Below are 17,165 nucleotides of genomic sequence, written 5' to 3'. Positions count from 1 at the left end.
TCATAGGAGTATTATTACATTATTTTAGGTGACGGGTTATTTGTCGCTTACATATATATAACATACACAGCTTTAGTTAATAGTAATTGTTCTGTAACTATATTATTTAATAACAATTTAAAAAGGCATAAAAAAACAATACCTACAATTAAGTTAGTGCTTATATAGGAATTGAAGTTTTAGTGCAAAAGCATCTTAATACATTGATTTTAAATGGTTTCTTCTTTGTCATAAATTGCAGTCTTTAGGTTACATGACACCAATGGCAAGTTGAATAACCGATTGAAAGGAAGATTGGTTTATCTTTTGCTTTGGTAAGGGCGTCCTCACCCGAGGGATTCCAACTTACTGGGTTATATGCATGTTGCAGAAGGTATGGAGACTTTTCATTAATTAATCTGTTAGGTTTTTTGTTTTGTTTAATAGTGCCTAGTTTAGTCATAGCTACAACAACTCCTATCAAATATGTATTAACGATATTATGCCCAATGTAACTACTTTAAGTCCATAAAAATAAAGAAGCAACATAATCTTGTTACTTCTTTATATAATCCCTTAAATTTGACTCTTACATAACAATCTTAAATAGAACTTCGCCATATTGAATCATTGATAGATTTCTAACACATATTTCACTAACATATCCACATACACAAGATTTTATTTGAATAAACAAGTTTAGATATTCTATAACGCACAATAAATCACCTACTTCAACCATTTGTCCTAGAGTAACAAATGGTTGATGGCTTTCATTATCTATGATTTTTACAATTCCAACGTACTTTGATTTTATTAAATAAATATCTTTATTTTTTATAGCGCATGCAATTTCGTCATTTATGTTATGTTTTTTTTGCATTGCAAGTTTTAAACTTATGTTACTATCTTTATATTCTAAATATGAAATTGATGACTGTTCCATTTGATTAATAATTTTTTTTAATATATTAATGTCCATTTTGATTTAACTCCTGTTATAAAAACGTATGACCAGGTCGCATATACCCTTCATGAATTTAAAAGCTGCTTTAATAAATTACATGAGAGCAAGATGTTATTTTAACATATGAATAGTTACTTTACTATTTTGTTTTCCATAGATTTGTATTTTATTAATATTAATTTCTGGATTTTGTGTTATTTGATCAATAATGTCATAAAATGAATTAATAAATTGAACAATAGTTTCATCTTTAAATAAATCAGTATCATATTCAAATTCAAATTTAAATCCATCATCTAACGTATAAATTGTTAATAATAAATCATATTGTGATGTAGATGTATTAACATCTTTTAAAGTATATCTTATCCCTTGAACTTCAGGATACATAAAATTCTGATAAACAAATGCTATATTAAATAAGGGCGTTGTACTAGAATCCGTCTTAATTCCTAACTTTTTAATTAACATATCAAAAGGATATTCTCCCTTATCAAGTGCATTTATTACGTTATTTGATACAATTTTTAACAATTCACTGAATTTCACTTCATCATTAAAATTATTACGTATTGGAACCATATTTATAAACACACCTAACATATCTTGAATTTCATTTAAATGTCTCCCCGCCACAGGTGTTCCAATTACAATATCATTTTCTCCAGTATAAAGATTTATAAAAATATTATATATAGATAAAAATGTCATAAATTCAGTTACATTATATTTATTTCCTATATTTAATACCTCTGTTATAATTTCTTTATCTAACTGAAAGCTTATTCTTTTACCATTATATCTTTTAACTTTTAATCTATCAAAATCCTCCGGTAAATATACTGGTGATACCTCTGTGTTAAATTGTTCAATCCAATATTTTTCCATTTCTTGAATTTTTAAATCATATTCCGAACTATTTTGATAATCTACATAATCTTTAAATTGGAATCTTGGTGGCTGAAGTTCTCCTCCATAATATATATTTAAAAATTCATTAAAAAAAAGTGAAATAGTTGTACCATCGCTAATAATATGATGCATATCTATTAAAATAATCGTATCATTTTCGACATTATTTATTTCTAAACGCATTAAAGGAGATTCTGTTAAGTTAAATGGTCTTACAAATGTTTCAATAACGAGCTTTAACTCTTCTTCATCTATTTCCCTATACCCAACATTTATCTCAACGTTATTGTGCACCTTTTGCATAGGAGATAAATTCACAAGTTCTATGCTAGTACGTAAAATTTCATACTTTTGAACTAACATATTAATAATATTTTGAGCCTTTACTGGATCAATCAAACAATTGTATATCCTTGCAGCTATAGGAATATTATACACAGTATTATTTTCTGCAAGACATGCACTAATGTAAATTCTAAGTTGTTCTTTACTTAATGGATAATACTCTTCTTTAGGATTATTCTTCAATGTAAAATTATTTTCACTATTCATTTTATCTATAATAACAGATAAACTTTCTATAGTAGGATTTTTAAATATTACAGATGCAGGGATCGTCTTATTTAATCTTTCTTTTATTAACCCAACCATAGCAATAACTTTAATAGAATTTCCACCTAATAAAAAGAAATTATCACCAACTCCATACTTATCATTTTTCAAAACATCACACCATATATTAAAAAGTATCTCTTCTGTTCCAGTTTTAAGACTTTTTAAATATTTAGATCCGCAATCTATAGTATTAATTTGTTGCTTTATTTGGTTAAATTCACCTTTTTTATAATCCTCTGCTAATTTGTAACGTTGTTTCTTACCACTTAGTGTTTTAGGTATACTACTCACTGGTAAAATATCATCAATTATTAAACCATAGTTTAATGCCATATATGCTTTTATTCGGAGTGCCATAATTTTAAATTGATCAAATGTTATATCACTTTCAATAAATATAACTGCTCTGTCTCGCTGTGAGATAGAATCAAAAGCTGCCACAGCTACTACCTGTAATTCTATACATTCTCCTGAGTCTTCTACATATTTCTCAACATCATGACAGTAGATATTTTTTCCATTAACAATTATTAAATCCTTTTCACGGCCTATAATAGTTAATCTACCCTTATTTAAAAAACCAATATCTCCAGTCTTTAACCAGTCATCATCAGTATAAAGATTTTTCGTAGCCTCTTCTAACTCGTAATATCCTGGAGTCAAAGCGTCTCCCCTCAACTGAATTTCACCCGCCACTCCTTCTTCTACTAAAACTTTATTGTTATCGCAGATTCTAATTTGTATTCCATTCAAAGGATATCCAACATCTACCAGACAGATATCATTACTTTGTTCATCACCTAACTCAACCTTTTTTCCACCAATTAAACTTTCACGTTTATAATATCCTGCATAAATATGTTCATTAACAGGGGATATAGTTACGCAAACCGTTGCTTCTGACATTCCATACACAGAAATAATTGAATTATGTGATAACTGTAACGGTTTTAATATATTTACAAAACTTTCGCATGCCTCAAAAGAAATTTGCTCTCCACCATTAAAAATAACTTTTAATGATGATAAATCGAATTTAGGAAGTCCTAGCTTTTGAATTGCTTGTAATACATACTTAAATGCAAAGTTTGGTGTTGCAGAAAAAGTTATTTTGTGCTCATCAATTTTTTGTAACCAATTAAGTGGATTTTGTAAAAACATTGATGTTTGCATTATATGAGTGTTAACTTTATATACTAAAGGCAGTACCACAAAAGGTATTAACGCTAAGTTATGTGTTAATGGTGTCCATGTTAATATTTCACTTTCTTTTGTACCGCCAACGGCTTCATAAATGCCTGATACATTTGAAATCAGCGCTTTATGTGTCACTTGAACTCCTTTTGGTAGACTAGTTGAACCTGATGAATATTGTATTAAGCAAATATCATCTTCTTTAGGGTTGCAAATTTTTTGTGATTCATTAAATTCAGTATAATTTTCGTATCTAATGGCTTGTTTTTCAAATTTTTCTATCAATGCACTATCATCTGTATGTTCAATAATTTGTAAGACACTATTTAATACATAATCACTTGTAATAATCCATGAATTAGGCATCTTTTGTAATATCCCTTTAATTCTTTCTATGTTAAATTTATTTTGTATTCTATCAATAGGCACAGGAATAATTCCACCTATAATACACGCTATAAATGTAACTACGAATTGTTCATTATCGTCGAACTGAAAAATTAGTGTATCTCCTTTAACTAATCCGTTCTTCTGTATCATGTGTAAAACTTGCTTACCTTTTCCTAAAATATCTGAATACTTAACTTTATATTCATCATTATGGAGAATAAAGGTTATTGACTCTTCTCTACATTTATCAAGATCAAGTATGGCTTCCGTAATTGTTTTATAATTCATATTCACGCTCCTTATATACATTAAAAGATGATGTTATGTTCGTTAATATACTATTTTGCTCGTTCATAGGAACATTTTTTAACATTAAACATTTTTTTAATAACTCAACACACTTTTCCTCTATATTTTCATGACTTAAACTATTGGACTGTTCTAAATTATTACGAATTAACTCAAGTTTTTTATAATTTTCATTTAACCCTCTATGTGCTTCAACTATATAATTTTCAAATTTTGTTCCTGTTACTTCAGCTAAACATAAATTTACTATATATAATAATGATACTGATTTATTCTTATTAAATTTAATTAAGTCATTAAGCTGCTTTCTATCAGCATATTCATCCATTGCATATGCTGATATCTCATTGTAATTTTGAATAGCTATCCTCGTTAATACATTCCCCGCCCCAAATTCTATGGCATTCTCTATGCCTCGCCTTCTCAAAGTTTTCATACATTGAGTGAAATTTACTGGCTTGTATATTTGCTGTATAAGTCTTTTTTTAATTAATTCTTCCTTATGTACTTCCGCTGTTACATTAGATATTACATGAAACTCTGGCTCTGAAAATTTACATTTATTTATATACTCTTCAAATTTAATTGCAACACCCTGCATAATTTCAGTATGAAATGGTTGAGATGTCTTTAATCTTTTTGTGTTCCCACCTAATATTTCAATTTCTTTTTCAAATTTTCCAATAATATCTGCCTTAGCAGATATAACAACTTGAGTTGGAGAGTTATAATTGGATATATATATTTTTTCACTCATTTTTGCTATTACTTTTTCAAGATTTTCATAACTAACATTAACTACTGCAGTCATAGCATAGCCATTGTCTACAGTACTCATTAATTTACCTCTCATGCTCACAAGTTCCAATGCATCTTCAAAACTTATACACCCTGCACATGTCAATGCTGAAAACTCTCCCAAGCTATGTCCTAATGCTATATCTGGTACGTCCCCTCCAAGTTCTCTATAAAGCTTGTACATAATATAACTTACAGTTAATATAATTGGCTGTGCAAATTCAGTTTTGAAAATATCCTTATTTTCTTCATTACACATTTTCTTTATATCAATATTTAATTTATTCGATGCTTGTTCTAATATTAAGTTTACACATTTATTGTCTGCAAACTTATTACACATTCCAATATATTGTGAACCTTGTCCTGGAAACAGTGCTGCTATCTTTTTATTATTCATTCGTTACAACTCCATCTCTATGGTTAATAATCCGTCCATCACGCATTCTAATTATTCTATTTCCATATTCTGCAGATTCATTTGAGTGAGTAACTTGAATTATCGTAACTTTTTGTTCATCATTTATCCTTTTAAAAAGTTTCATTACTTCGTTTCCAGATACACTATCTAAATTTCCAATTGGTTCGTCTGCTAGAAGTACACTAGGATTTGTTATAAGTGCACGTGCAATTGCTGTTCTTTGTTGCTGTCCTCCTGAAAGCTGATGAGGACGAAGCTTTTTTTTATCTGTCAAGTTAACTATTTTAAGTAATTCCTCTAACTTTTCCTTCACATCCGCTCTCTTTTCTCTTGCCATTACTACTGGAAGTAATATATTTTCCTCTACAGTTAATCCTGGGACAAGATTATAAAATTGAAATACAAAACCTAGTTCTGAGCAACGTAATCTACTCTTTTTAGAATTAGATAATTTATTAATATCTTGATTATTTAATATAACGTTCCCTTCGGAAGGTTTATCTAATCCTCCTAATAAATATAGTAATGTACTCTTCCCACACCCTGATGGGCCCATAATTGAAATGAATTCTCCTTTTTCAACTTCTAAATTCACATCATTTAATATATTGGTATTTTCTTTTCCTATAGTAACTGTTTTAAATAAATTTTCAGTTTTTAATATTATGTCTTTCATTCACTCCATCTCCTACATATATTATTCTATTCATATTTCAATTCATCAATAATTTTCATACGTATTAATCCTAGTGAAGTTATTATAGTACCCAAAATCATTAGTATAAATAATACGATTGCTACAATACCAAATACTTTCCATGAATACAAAAATTTAAATGCAAGCCCTGTTCCCCAAAGCATTTTAGGAAGCATAATGCAAATTGTATAACTTAATATGCAACTAGAACCTAAAGAAATTATAAACAATGCTATAGTTTCTAAAAAAAACATACAAGTAATTTGAAGATTACTCATTGCAACAGAACTTAAAACTGCAATTTGACGTTTTCTCTGCAAGAAACTAATAAACAAATTATTAACAACTCCGAATCCAACTAAAACAAAAACTAGGGCCATTAATACGCTTAAAACCGAAATCAATCCATCTACTCCTTGCATACTATCATTTATACTTTGATTAATTGTTTTAACAACAGCAGGAGTGTCTATAAGTTCATCAGTGATATCACTTGTTGCCTTTTTCTTCTTATCATCTGATAATTTCACAAGTATTTGATATGGTATTTTAGTTACGCTTCTCTTCATATTATCAAGGCTTATAATTGCTGCATCCCTTGTTGTTGCAAACCCAGAAGAGTCTAGAAAACCTATGATCTCATATTTACTTTTTCGTTTTGTTAGTTTTTCAGAATCATAAGTAACCAATAATTTATCTCTAATTTTTAAATTGTTTTTATCTGCAAAGAAAGAATCAACCATTATATAATCTCCATCTTGTAATTTTTCAGCCAACTTCTTATCATACTTTACTCCATTCTTATGAAAATCACTAAATTGTTGATCTTTTGACATTCCAATTAAACTTAAATTTCCGAGAGTTTGTGTACCTGCTTCAGCTGCTTCAGCTGCTTCAGCTTTAGGAAATGCTAAATATTCATAATACATTTTATTAACACCATCTATTTTACTGATCCTGTCGTAAGTTTTAATATCTGAACTAATGCTAGTAATAGATACGTCAAAATCATTCTGATTAAGCATTGACACCATTGACGATTGAACACTCGTAATTACTATGGATATAGTTAATATCATCGTTATCATAACAGTTATTAGTGTTATATTTCCTTGTAAAAATTTATCCGTTTCCAAATTCTTCATTGCCAAATTCAGTGTGCCACTAAACTTACCTAATGTCTTTGATACAAGCAATGTGAAAATATTAACTACAATTGAGGAAATTAAAATTCCCCCTATTATCAAAAATAAAAAGCTTATTGCACCTATAATACTATTGTAGTTTTTGTTGTAAAAATACAATCCTGCACTTACGCCAAAACTTATTATTCCAAAAGCTACATGAGCAATGCTTACATCTTTTGTTAGCTTTAATGTATTTATTATTTGATTTTTCACTTGAATTTTATTAATATTGAAGGTTATAGTTAAACTACTAATCAAAGATATCCCTACAGCAACAGCAAAAGCTATTAGTATATTAACTGGTTCCATTATAGGAATAGCATTTGTATTACTTGTCTGAAATTGATTTAGCATAGAATATATATTTGATAGTGTAAAATTACTTACCCCTATCCCTAATATAAATCCTAAAATTCCATAAATTAAACTTTCACCAATAAACAATAGGCTTATCTCACCTTTAGTTGCTCCTACACTTTGAAAAGTCCCAATTACGCTTATTCGTTCTGCTCCCATTACCTTAAATAGAAATGAAATTAAATATACACTTATAAATATTGTAATTACCAATACAAATAATAAAGCTAATGATATAGAGTCAGTTTGAGTTTTATAATCCTCAATTGAATGTGTAGCCTGTGCATCTATACCGCTGTTATCATTCTCTATATTTTTCATAACATTATTTATATCTTTACCATCCTTTACAGCTACATATATGTTGGTTATTTTATTTTCCGAATGATAAAATTGTTCTACAATTTTTTTAGGTAATACCATAGTAATGTTATTTTCATCATCCTTAGAAAGCACTCCACTGTTATCAGCTACGTTTACTACAGTATTCCTATATTTTTGTCCCAGCACATCCAATTCAAGTTCTGATCCTATATTGACCCCTAAATAGTTTAATGCCTTTTTAGATATTACAATTCCGTTATTATTATCATTTTCCTCATTATCAATAACTTTTAATTTCTTAAGTTCATTTGTATCTGCACCAATAATATTTATCTTTATATTTTTCCCAGCTTTATTTTTAATTTTTCCGAGTCCACCAAATATTTCTGAACTATTTTTAACATCGCTGCTATTAAGTTTTATACTACCTTGCTTAATTAATTCATCACTATTTTTTGATGCACTTATAACAATATCTATATTTCCTAATAAATACTTAACATTTGTATCATATGTGGCCATGAAATAATTATTTATACCTAAATTAGCCATTACCAACAATGTTGTAATCATTATAGAAAAGATAATGATAAAAGATCTTAACTTTTTATTCCATATGTTGTATAAAAAATATTTTAATATAAGTTTCATTTTCCCCTCCTAATTATTCACCATTTATTGAATATTTACTGACTTTCTAAAACTATTGAAATCTTTACTAAATACCGATATTAAGATTGCCATTAAAATTGATACTGCTGACACTACGATTACTATTATTGAATTAAAGTTTTGTAGAAGTTGTCCATAAATAACAACCCCTAGTGGACCAGAAATACTCAATGCTGTTGTCGCTATTCCAAAAATCCTGCCTCTCATATTCTCCGGAACATTTAATTGAAGATAAGTATAGGTTGGAACAATTATCATTGTGTATAGTACACCCATAAAAAACATTATTACAGAAAAAATTATAGTAGTGTTCCAAGTATTCCATCCACTTAAAATACCTTGAATAAAATTTGGTACGTTTAAAATAGTTTGTTGATTCTTAATTGCATACTCTATTCTAACTGGTATAACCCACGCAATTACACTAATACCTAAAAGCAAAAATAAAATTGGTAATTTTCTTAGGACTGAGTTAGTATTTTTTATTATACCTACTAAAATTGCACCTGCAATTACTCCTATACCTAATGCTGCAAGTATAAACGATAACTGATATTCTGATGATACTATCTCAATTCTCATAATATATTGAATTGCGACCATTGTAAGTGGAGAATACACGAATGTTAATATTGCTAATATAATCATAAAAAACTTTATACCAGTTGTTTCTTTAACATATTTGAATACAAATTTTAAATTATCGATAAATTTATCAGTCTCATGTTCGTTATAATTTCTATTGCTTGTAAATACTAATGAAAATGTAAGAATAGCTCCTATAATATAAGAAACTCCATCTATACACATTATTAGTTTAATTCCTATTACCTTATAAAGCAGTGCACTAATTACTGGGCCTAGAATTGTTATAATAGCACCCATACCTTGAAAAAATGAATTTGCTTTTGGAAGCTTGTCCTCTTCTACAATGTTCGCTAGACAGGAATTAATACCCAAATTCAAAAATGATTGAACTACACTTACACTAACAACGCATATTCCTAGAATGAAAATATTATTTCCTATCATTTCTAATGATATAAACATACTCAAAACTAAAATACTGCTAATAATATCTGCCCAAAGTATTATCTTTTTCTTGTCATATTTATCTATAATTGTTCCAGCAATTATACTAATTAATATCCCTGGCATCATACTCAGTGTCAAAATAAGTGAATATATTGCTGGTGATCCTGTAGCGTCTAAAATATAAAGACTTAATGCAAATTTAAATACGGCTGATCCCAAATCACTAATAAATCTACTTAAAAACAAAATAGGTATGTTTTTTTTCGGAAATTTTTTAATATAAATTTCATTTGAAACAGTTTTATTTACCATATTTAATCTCCTTGCACTCTTTAATATTTTCTATATTGCTTTTAAAAAACTCAATTATTGTATTATCTTGCGTATCAAATGGAATATTTATATCCACTTGTATTTTATTATTTGAATATCTAGTCATAAAGTGTATATTTACTGATTCCTCCATATTTAGCTCATGCATTAATCTTTCATATAATACGTCTTCAAATAATTTCATTTCTTTTTCTTCAAGCTTGCCTTGAAAATTAAACACTATAGATGATTTTTCATTTGTTTCTGTAACAAATCGGCATATCTTAGGTGTCCTTACTTGTTGTGACTTATTAGTTGCTAAATTTGAAAAATTAATATTATGGGTTTCAGAAAGAGCTATTGCATCTTGAGTTACCTGTACCATATTAGAAAGCTCTAATTTTCCATCAATAAATACTGGTATCATATCAATAAATTCTCCAACTGTGTCGAAATACCCCTTATTCTCATAATTACGTCCATAATAATAAAACATTATCGGAAGATTCTTCACTCCCATATAATCTTGAATAAATATATTAAGTACTTCAAATGCAACCTCCCATGCATTATCCTCACTTACACCCTCTTGTTTTTCAATTTCAAACTTTATATAAGTACTTTTATCACGATTATATTTATTTATCTTTTCATTTAGCAAATTAGTGTATTGTACATATTTACCAACTTCTAATTTTTTAACTAACTCTTCGTCACTTATATTTACAGGTCCTTTTCTTATCTGTTCAATAAAATTCTGATATTGGTTACTATTTTCCATTCCAATTACTTCACCGTCTAAAATTCTATTATAAAATTCATTAATACTGCCCTTAACAATTTCTCCACTCATCGCATCAAATATTGCATGATTTACTGGTAAAAATAAATAGAAGTCTCTTTCAGTTGATTTAACAAGCAAAGTTCTATATAACAAACTATTTTCATCGTTACTGTTTGCTGTATTATGCACACATCTAGAAATTTGTTCATAACTTTTAAAATAATAGTCACTTGCAATATTTCTCATGAGATTTACTTTACTTTCTTTTGTTACATTACTGATATCTATATAGGGAGCTTGTACATTATTTATTAATTCGTGTTGACTCCAAAACAATATATCATTTCTCTTTACTAGTGTTGATCTAAAAATACCTTGATTAATAAGTAGTGCCTGTATTGCTTTATTAAATATATCGATATTTAATACATCATCAAAATGTAACAGTGTGCCCGAGTATCTTTCACTATCTAAGAAAAAATATTGAATTGGTGCTAATCTATATTCTTTTTCTACCTCACCAATTAATACAGCCTTTTCAAACTCTTTATGTTTATTATTAATTTCATTTATTATAGTCTCGCAATTAATTTTCAGCATATGTAAATTCGACTCAAAATCATTTAGATTAATATTTATTATCCTTTCCCCTTCAAAACTATCAATACCTAATGCTAATGCTTTATCGCTAGAAATAATATAATGAGGATAAATTTCCTTATCTACATATTTATTTAAGGCTTCTAAAAGTTTTTGTTTATTGTCCTCGCTATAATCATCAACACAATAAATTATGTACTGTTCATTATCTATGATTGTCTCTACAATGTTTATATTTAAATTTAATGTCTCAAATATTTTTTTCTTTACTTCCGTACCATTGCTAATTAGATTTTTCTTTACTAAGGAATTTAAATAATATTCTAAATCTAAAATGGTGTTATGACTAAATACATTATTGATAATAATATCTATATTAAATTTTTTCATATCTGCAATAAACATTATTACCTTCATAGAATTACCACCAAGCTCAAAAAAGTTATCGTCAACACTTACTTCATCTACTTCTAAAACTCTTTTCCATGAGTCAACCAATAATTTTTGTAATTTATTATTAGGTGGTAAAATTGATTTCTTATTTATTTCTTCCCCCTCTACTTTCATACTTTTTAAAACTTTCAAATCCAATTTTCCATTTGGTGTATGTGGTAAACTATTTAATGTGATAAATTTATTAGGAATCATATAATTTGGTAACTTATTTGATACGTAATCTCTAATCTCTTTTGAGGAAACTTTAAAGTTTTCTACATAATATGCCAGAATATAATCTTTATCATCAGTTACAACACCAACTTCTTTTATAGCTCCATGTTGTGCAATGCAACTCTGTATCTCGCCTAGTTCTATTCGATAGCCATTAATTTTAAACATATTATCATTTCTACCTAAAACTTCAATTTCACCATCATTACGCCATCTTGCAGTATCCCCTGTTTTATACATCATTCCGAAACTATGAGAATCCATATGTATAAACCGATCTTTATTTAATTGTGATCTATTGTGATAACCCTTTGAAATTCCATCTCCGCCAATAATTAGTTCTCCAACTGAACCAATAGGTACTAATTTATTCTTCGTATCTACTATGCAACAATTTGTGTTTGCTATTGGCTTTCCAACTGTAATATAATCCAGGTTTGTTAGTTCTTTAACTGTTGACCATACAGTTGTTTCAGTAGGTCCGTACATATTGTATATTCTTAATTTATCATATTTATTTAATTTTTTTAACAGTTCTAAAGGAAATGCCTCTCCGCCAATTAAAATAGTTCTAAGTTTTCTAAATGCTGTTGAATTCTCTTCATTTAAAATTAATTTCATTCTTAGAGGAGTCGCCTGTAAAATATTAACATCATTTTTATCAATAAGCTGACATAGTAATTGAGGACTATTTATTTGTTCATCAGATGCTAACACAATAGTGGCACCTTTTGACAACATTAAAAAGCTTTCTAATACAAAAATATCAAAACCAAAAGTTGTAACACTCAATATTTTGTTATTTTCATTAATGTCTATAATCCGTGTAATACCATTAATAAAATTATTTACGTTCTTATGTGTCAATATTACACCTTTAGGTACGCCTGTTGAACCTGATGTATATATCATATACATTGGACTATTTTCATCAATACTAACATTTGGAGAATTGAAATTATTGGAATAATTGTTTTCTTTTGAAAGATCTATGGAATTAGCAAAATTAATAATAATACTCTTATCACTGCAATAATGTAATACACTTGTAGCTCCACTATCCTTAATCATAAATTCTATTCTTTTTTTAGGATAGTATGGATCTATTGGAACATATGCTGCCCCAATTTTTATAATAGCTAACAACGCAACGATCATCTCAATGGATCGTTCTGCCACTATGGCGATAAACCCTGATTTATCAACACCTCTTAATAAAAGTTCATTTCCAAGAGAATTAGCTCTTTCATTTAACTCTATGTAACTTATTTTTTCGTCGTTGATGATTAATGCTACCTTATTTGGTGTAAGATTTACTTGTGTTTCTATTAGCCTGTCTATTGTTAAAGTCTCATTATAACTTGTCATGCAAGTTCCAAACACTTTTAATTCTTTTAATTCCTCTTTAGTAAGCATATCTAGTTTATCAATAGTTGTTTCGGGTTTTTTCACCATCTCATCTAATATGTTGAATAAATTTCCCATCATTCTCTCTATTGTTTTTCTTTCAAATAAAGCTGTAGAAAATTCAATTTCTAAATTTATAATATCGCTTTTCTCAATAGCATTTACTGTAATGTCTACTTTAGAAACTTTATTTTCAAAAGCATATGGTGAAATTGTTAATTCTTTTATATCCATTGAAGCTTGTGAAAAATTTTGCATTGAAAACATTACATCAAATATCGGATTTCTGCTTAAATCCCTAGGTAAATCTAATAATTCTACCATTTTATCAAAGGGAAATTCTTGGTTTTCATATACACTTATAGTATTATTTTTTATTTTATTAATTAAATCTAATACTGTATCTTCACCTACAACCTCATTACGCATAACTACGGTATTTACAAACAATCCAATTATATTGTTAAGTTGTGAATCATTTCTACCTGACACAGGTGAACCAATTATAATATCATCTTGATCTGTGTATTTTTTAATCATTATATTTAATGCTGCAAATAACACATTATAGGTTGTTGTTAAATTATTTTTTGCTAAATCCTTAATTGATTCAGTAAGTTCTTTTGACAAATCCTTTGATATTCTTAACCCCTCAAATTGTTGTACTTGTGGACGAATTTTAGTATTTGGCATATTTAGCCTTGTTATTTTTCCTGATAATTGCTTTTTCCAGAATTCTTCTTGTTTCTTATAATCTCCTGTTTCATTTTTCTTATTAAGAGCTATTGCATAATCACTATATTTTAATTTAGTTGCCCTTTCATTGTCTCCAATATAAAACTTCATTAATTCTTCAATTAATATAGTTATTGACATTCCATCGCAAATAATGTGATGAATATCGAATAATAGTAAATGTTTATTTTCAAATACCTTTATTATTCCATTTCTTAATAAAGGTGCTTTATTAAAATCAAATGGTTTAATGAACTCTTCAATTGCACTATCATAATCACCATTATTACACTCAATAATTTCCAAAGAGAAGTCAACATTGTTATTTATTTTAGCAAATACTTGTCCATTATTTTCATTAAATGATGTTCTAAGGCTTTCCTGAGAAGCAATAAGCTTTTTGAATGAATTTTCAAGCTTATTAATATCAATCTTACCTTCAATTATCATAACAGTAGGCATATTATATGCTTTAGAATCACTGTCCATAAGATTAATTAAAAATAACCTTTCTTGCTGCGGAGTCAATTTATATTCATTAATTGAACTATGTTCATTAATTTTGTTATGAGAAATCACGCCTATGTTTTTATTATCAAACTTGCTTTCCATTGTTTTTGCAAGAGTTATAAAATCGCCGCTTCCCATTATATCTTTTATTTCCACTTTCTCACCAATAAGATTTTTTAAAATATTAAAGACCTTCATTGCAAAAATGGAGTCTCCTCCAAGTTTGAATAAATTATCATTTACATTTACTTCATCAATTCCTAATACATTTCCCCAAGTATTTGCCACTATTGAAACAACTTCTTCTGATACACCAGAATAATTACCAATAACCAGTATATTCTTTTCTGATTTCTCATATATTTCTTTTCTAACTTTACTTATATCCTTATCAACATATGGTATTTCAATTACACATTTCTTCATATCAAATGGATAAGGTGGTAGATGAACTCTACTAGGTTTTTCATATAGCTTATCCCAATTTATTTCTATACCTGTACAATACTTTTTAGCTAAATCACTAAGCATATTCTTTTTTATATCATCAGTAGTTTGTAAAATATCTTCATCAATTAATTCTTTTTTATACTTTGTTTGATCTTCTATTCCATAGTAAATCTGTTCTCCTTGTGTTACTAAATCCTTTTCCATTTCTAGATAATTTATTTTTTTAGCTGCGTCCATGCAACTATCAGCCACAATTGCTACCCGATATGTATAATGCCCTCTACAACAATTCGTTGTATAACATATATCATTAAAATTCTCTTGTGTTTCCTCAAGAAATATTCTCATACTTCCTAGATATTTCTTTAATGAAAATTCACTTTTTGCTGATAACACTAATACTGAAATCCCACTGTTATTATAGTTTTGTTTTTTAGGAGCCTCCTCTAATACTAAATGAACATTAGTTCCACTTAATCCAAATGAATTTATACCACATCTTAGAGGTGTTTCACCACACTCCCATTCTCTAAGTTTTGTATTAACATAAAATGGTGAGTTAATAAAGTTAATTATCCTATTTGGTGATTTAAAGTTACATGTAGGTGGTAATTTTCTTTTTTTTAAGGCTAACGCAACTTTTATTATAGATGCAATCCCAGATGCATGATCCAAATGCCCAATATTTGTTTTTACAGAACCTATAGCGCAAAATTGTTTTTTATCTGTATACTTTAAAAATGATTTTGTTAAACCCTGAATCTCTATTGGGTCTCCTATCTTTGTACCTGTTCCATGAGCCTCTATGTACGATATAGTATCCCCCTTAACTCCTGCATTTTCCCAAGCACCTAAAATAGCTTTTTCTTGAGCTAATGGGTTTGGAGCAGTAAGTCCTATTGAATTTCCATCATGATTACTCACCCCGCCCTTAATCACAGCATAAATGTCATCGCCATCTTTAATGGCCTTTTTTAAAGGTTTAATAAAAATTGCACCAACACCTTCACCAACACCCGTTCCATCTGCACTGTCATCAAAAGCTTTAGTTTTCCAATCTCCTGCCTCTACACCCAACTTTTCGCCTATCACTATAGGTAACATACTTAACTTTACACTACCTACAACTGCTGATTGACATTGATTGCTTTGTATACACATACATGCCATATGAACGGCAAGCAATGCTGATGAACAAGCTGTATCTATAACCATTGCTGGTCCATGAAAATCTAAGATATGGGATATTCTACTAGCAATCGCAGGTACTATATTCCCTGCAAGTGCCAGTGTTAATGCTTCAGGTGATACATCAGAAATAATCTGACGATACTCATTTACTGTAGAATTATCATATCCTACAAATACGCCAACATTTTTTCCTGACAATACCTTATTACCATACCCTGCATCTTCCAAACAATTGAAAGCCTCTTGCAAAAATAACCTTTGATTTGGATCCATTAATTTTGCTTCAGCAGGAGTAATTCCAAAAAACGAATAATCAAAGTTTTCTATGCCTTCAAGGTACCCCCCTTTTGCAAAAATTACGTCATCATCAAAGCCTATATAGTTAAGATATTTTTTTGCAAAATCCATTCTATCTTTTGGAAAGTCTACTATACAATCCGTAGAGTTAGCTATAACATCCCAAAATTTATTCTTATCCTCTGCTCTTGGCATATTCGCGCTAATTCCTACAATTGCAAATTGTTCATTTTTTTCACTTGATGCACTACTCATTATAGATATTATTTTAGCTACCATTCGTTTATCTAAGATGTTTTTAGAAGCACACTGAATTAAATATTTTATCTCCTCTTTCATATTCTTCTCCTTTT

At 28.5% G+C, this 17,165-nt stretch carries 7 protein-coding genes and 1 pseudogene; all 8 read right to left on the bottom strand.

Features of this window, described 5'->3' with window-relative positions; all coding sequences use genetic code 11:
• Nucleotides 1-250 precede the first annotated feature (250 nt).
• Nucleotides 251-442, bottom strand: a pseudogene (locus ACWJJ2_RS00220) (DUF255 domain-containing protein); the annotation flags it as partial.
• A 126-nt stretch (nucleotides 443-568) separates the two neighbouring features.
• The gene (locus ACWJJ2_RS00215) at nucleotides 569-961 is read right to left on the bottom strand and encodes an acetyl-CoA carboxylase biotin carboxyl carrier protein (protein ID WP_216301683.1); all 393 of its coding nucleotides are present in this window, start codon (nucleotides 959-961) and stop codon (nucleotides 569-571) included.
• Between the two features lie 96 nt (nucleotides 962-1,057).
• Entirely contained in the window at nucleotides 1,058-4,345 is a 3,288-nt protein-coding gene (locus ACWJJ2_RS00210) for a condensation domain-containing protein (protein ID WP_462953701.1), read from the bottom strand.
• Nucleotides 4,335-5,564, bottom strand: coding sequence for an ACP S-malonyltransferase (fabD, locus tag ACWJJ2_RS00205; RefSeq protein WP_216301681.1), 1,230 nt, complete (start codon nucleotides 5,562-5,564; stop codon nucleotides 4,335-4,337). Before fabD ends, ACWJJ2_RS00210 begins: the two co-directional genes overlap by 11 nt.
• The gene (locus tag ACWJJ2_RS00200) at nucleotides 5,557-6,261 is read right to left on the bottom strand and encodes an ABC transporter ATP-binding protein (RefSeq protein ID WP_216301680.1); all 705 of its coding nucleotides are present in this window, start codon (nucleotides 6,259-6,261) and stop codon (nucleotides 5,557-5,559) included. The genes fabD and ACWJJ2_RS00200 overlap by 8 nt, the downstream gene beginning before the upstream one ends.
• Before the next feature lie 26 nt (nucleotides 6,262-6,287).
• The gene (locus ACWJJ2_RS00195; protein WP_216301679.1) at nucleotides 6,288-8,801 is read right to left on the bottom strand and encodes an ABC transporter permease; all 2,514 of its coding nucleotides are present in this window, start codon (nucleotides 8,799-8,801) and stop codon (nucleotides 6,288-6,290) included.
• 24 nt (nucleotides 8,802-8,825) lie between these two features.
• A complete protein-coding gene (locus tag ACWJJ2_RS00190; protein ID WP_216301678.1) occupies nucleotides 8,826-10,169 on the bottom strand; it encodes an MFS transporter in 1,344 nt (447 codons plus the stop codon).
• Nucleotides 10,159-17,151 (bottom strand): non-ribosomal peptide synthetase, encoded by a 6,993-nt coding sequence (locus ACWJJ2_RS00185; protein WP_216301677.1) that lies wholly within the window; start codon nucleotides 17,149-17,151, stop codon nucleotides 10,159-10,161. The genes ACWJJ2_RS00190 and ACWJJ2_RS00185 overlap by 11 nt, the downstream gene beginning before the upstream one ends.
• Nucleotides 17,152-17,165: the final 14 nt, after the last annotated feature.

It is taken from the genome of Clostridium sp. CM039 (assembly GCF_055081075.1).
The sequence above is the reverse complement of the archived record's forward strand: the minus strand, read 5'-3'. Positions and strand labels throughout refer to the sequence as shown.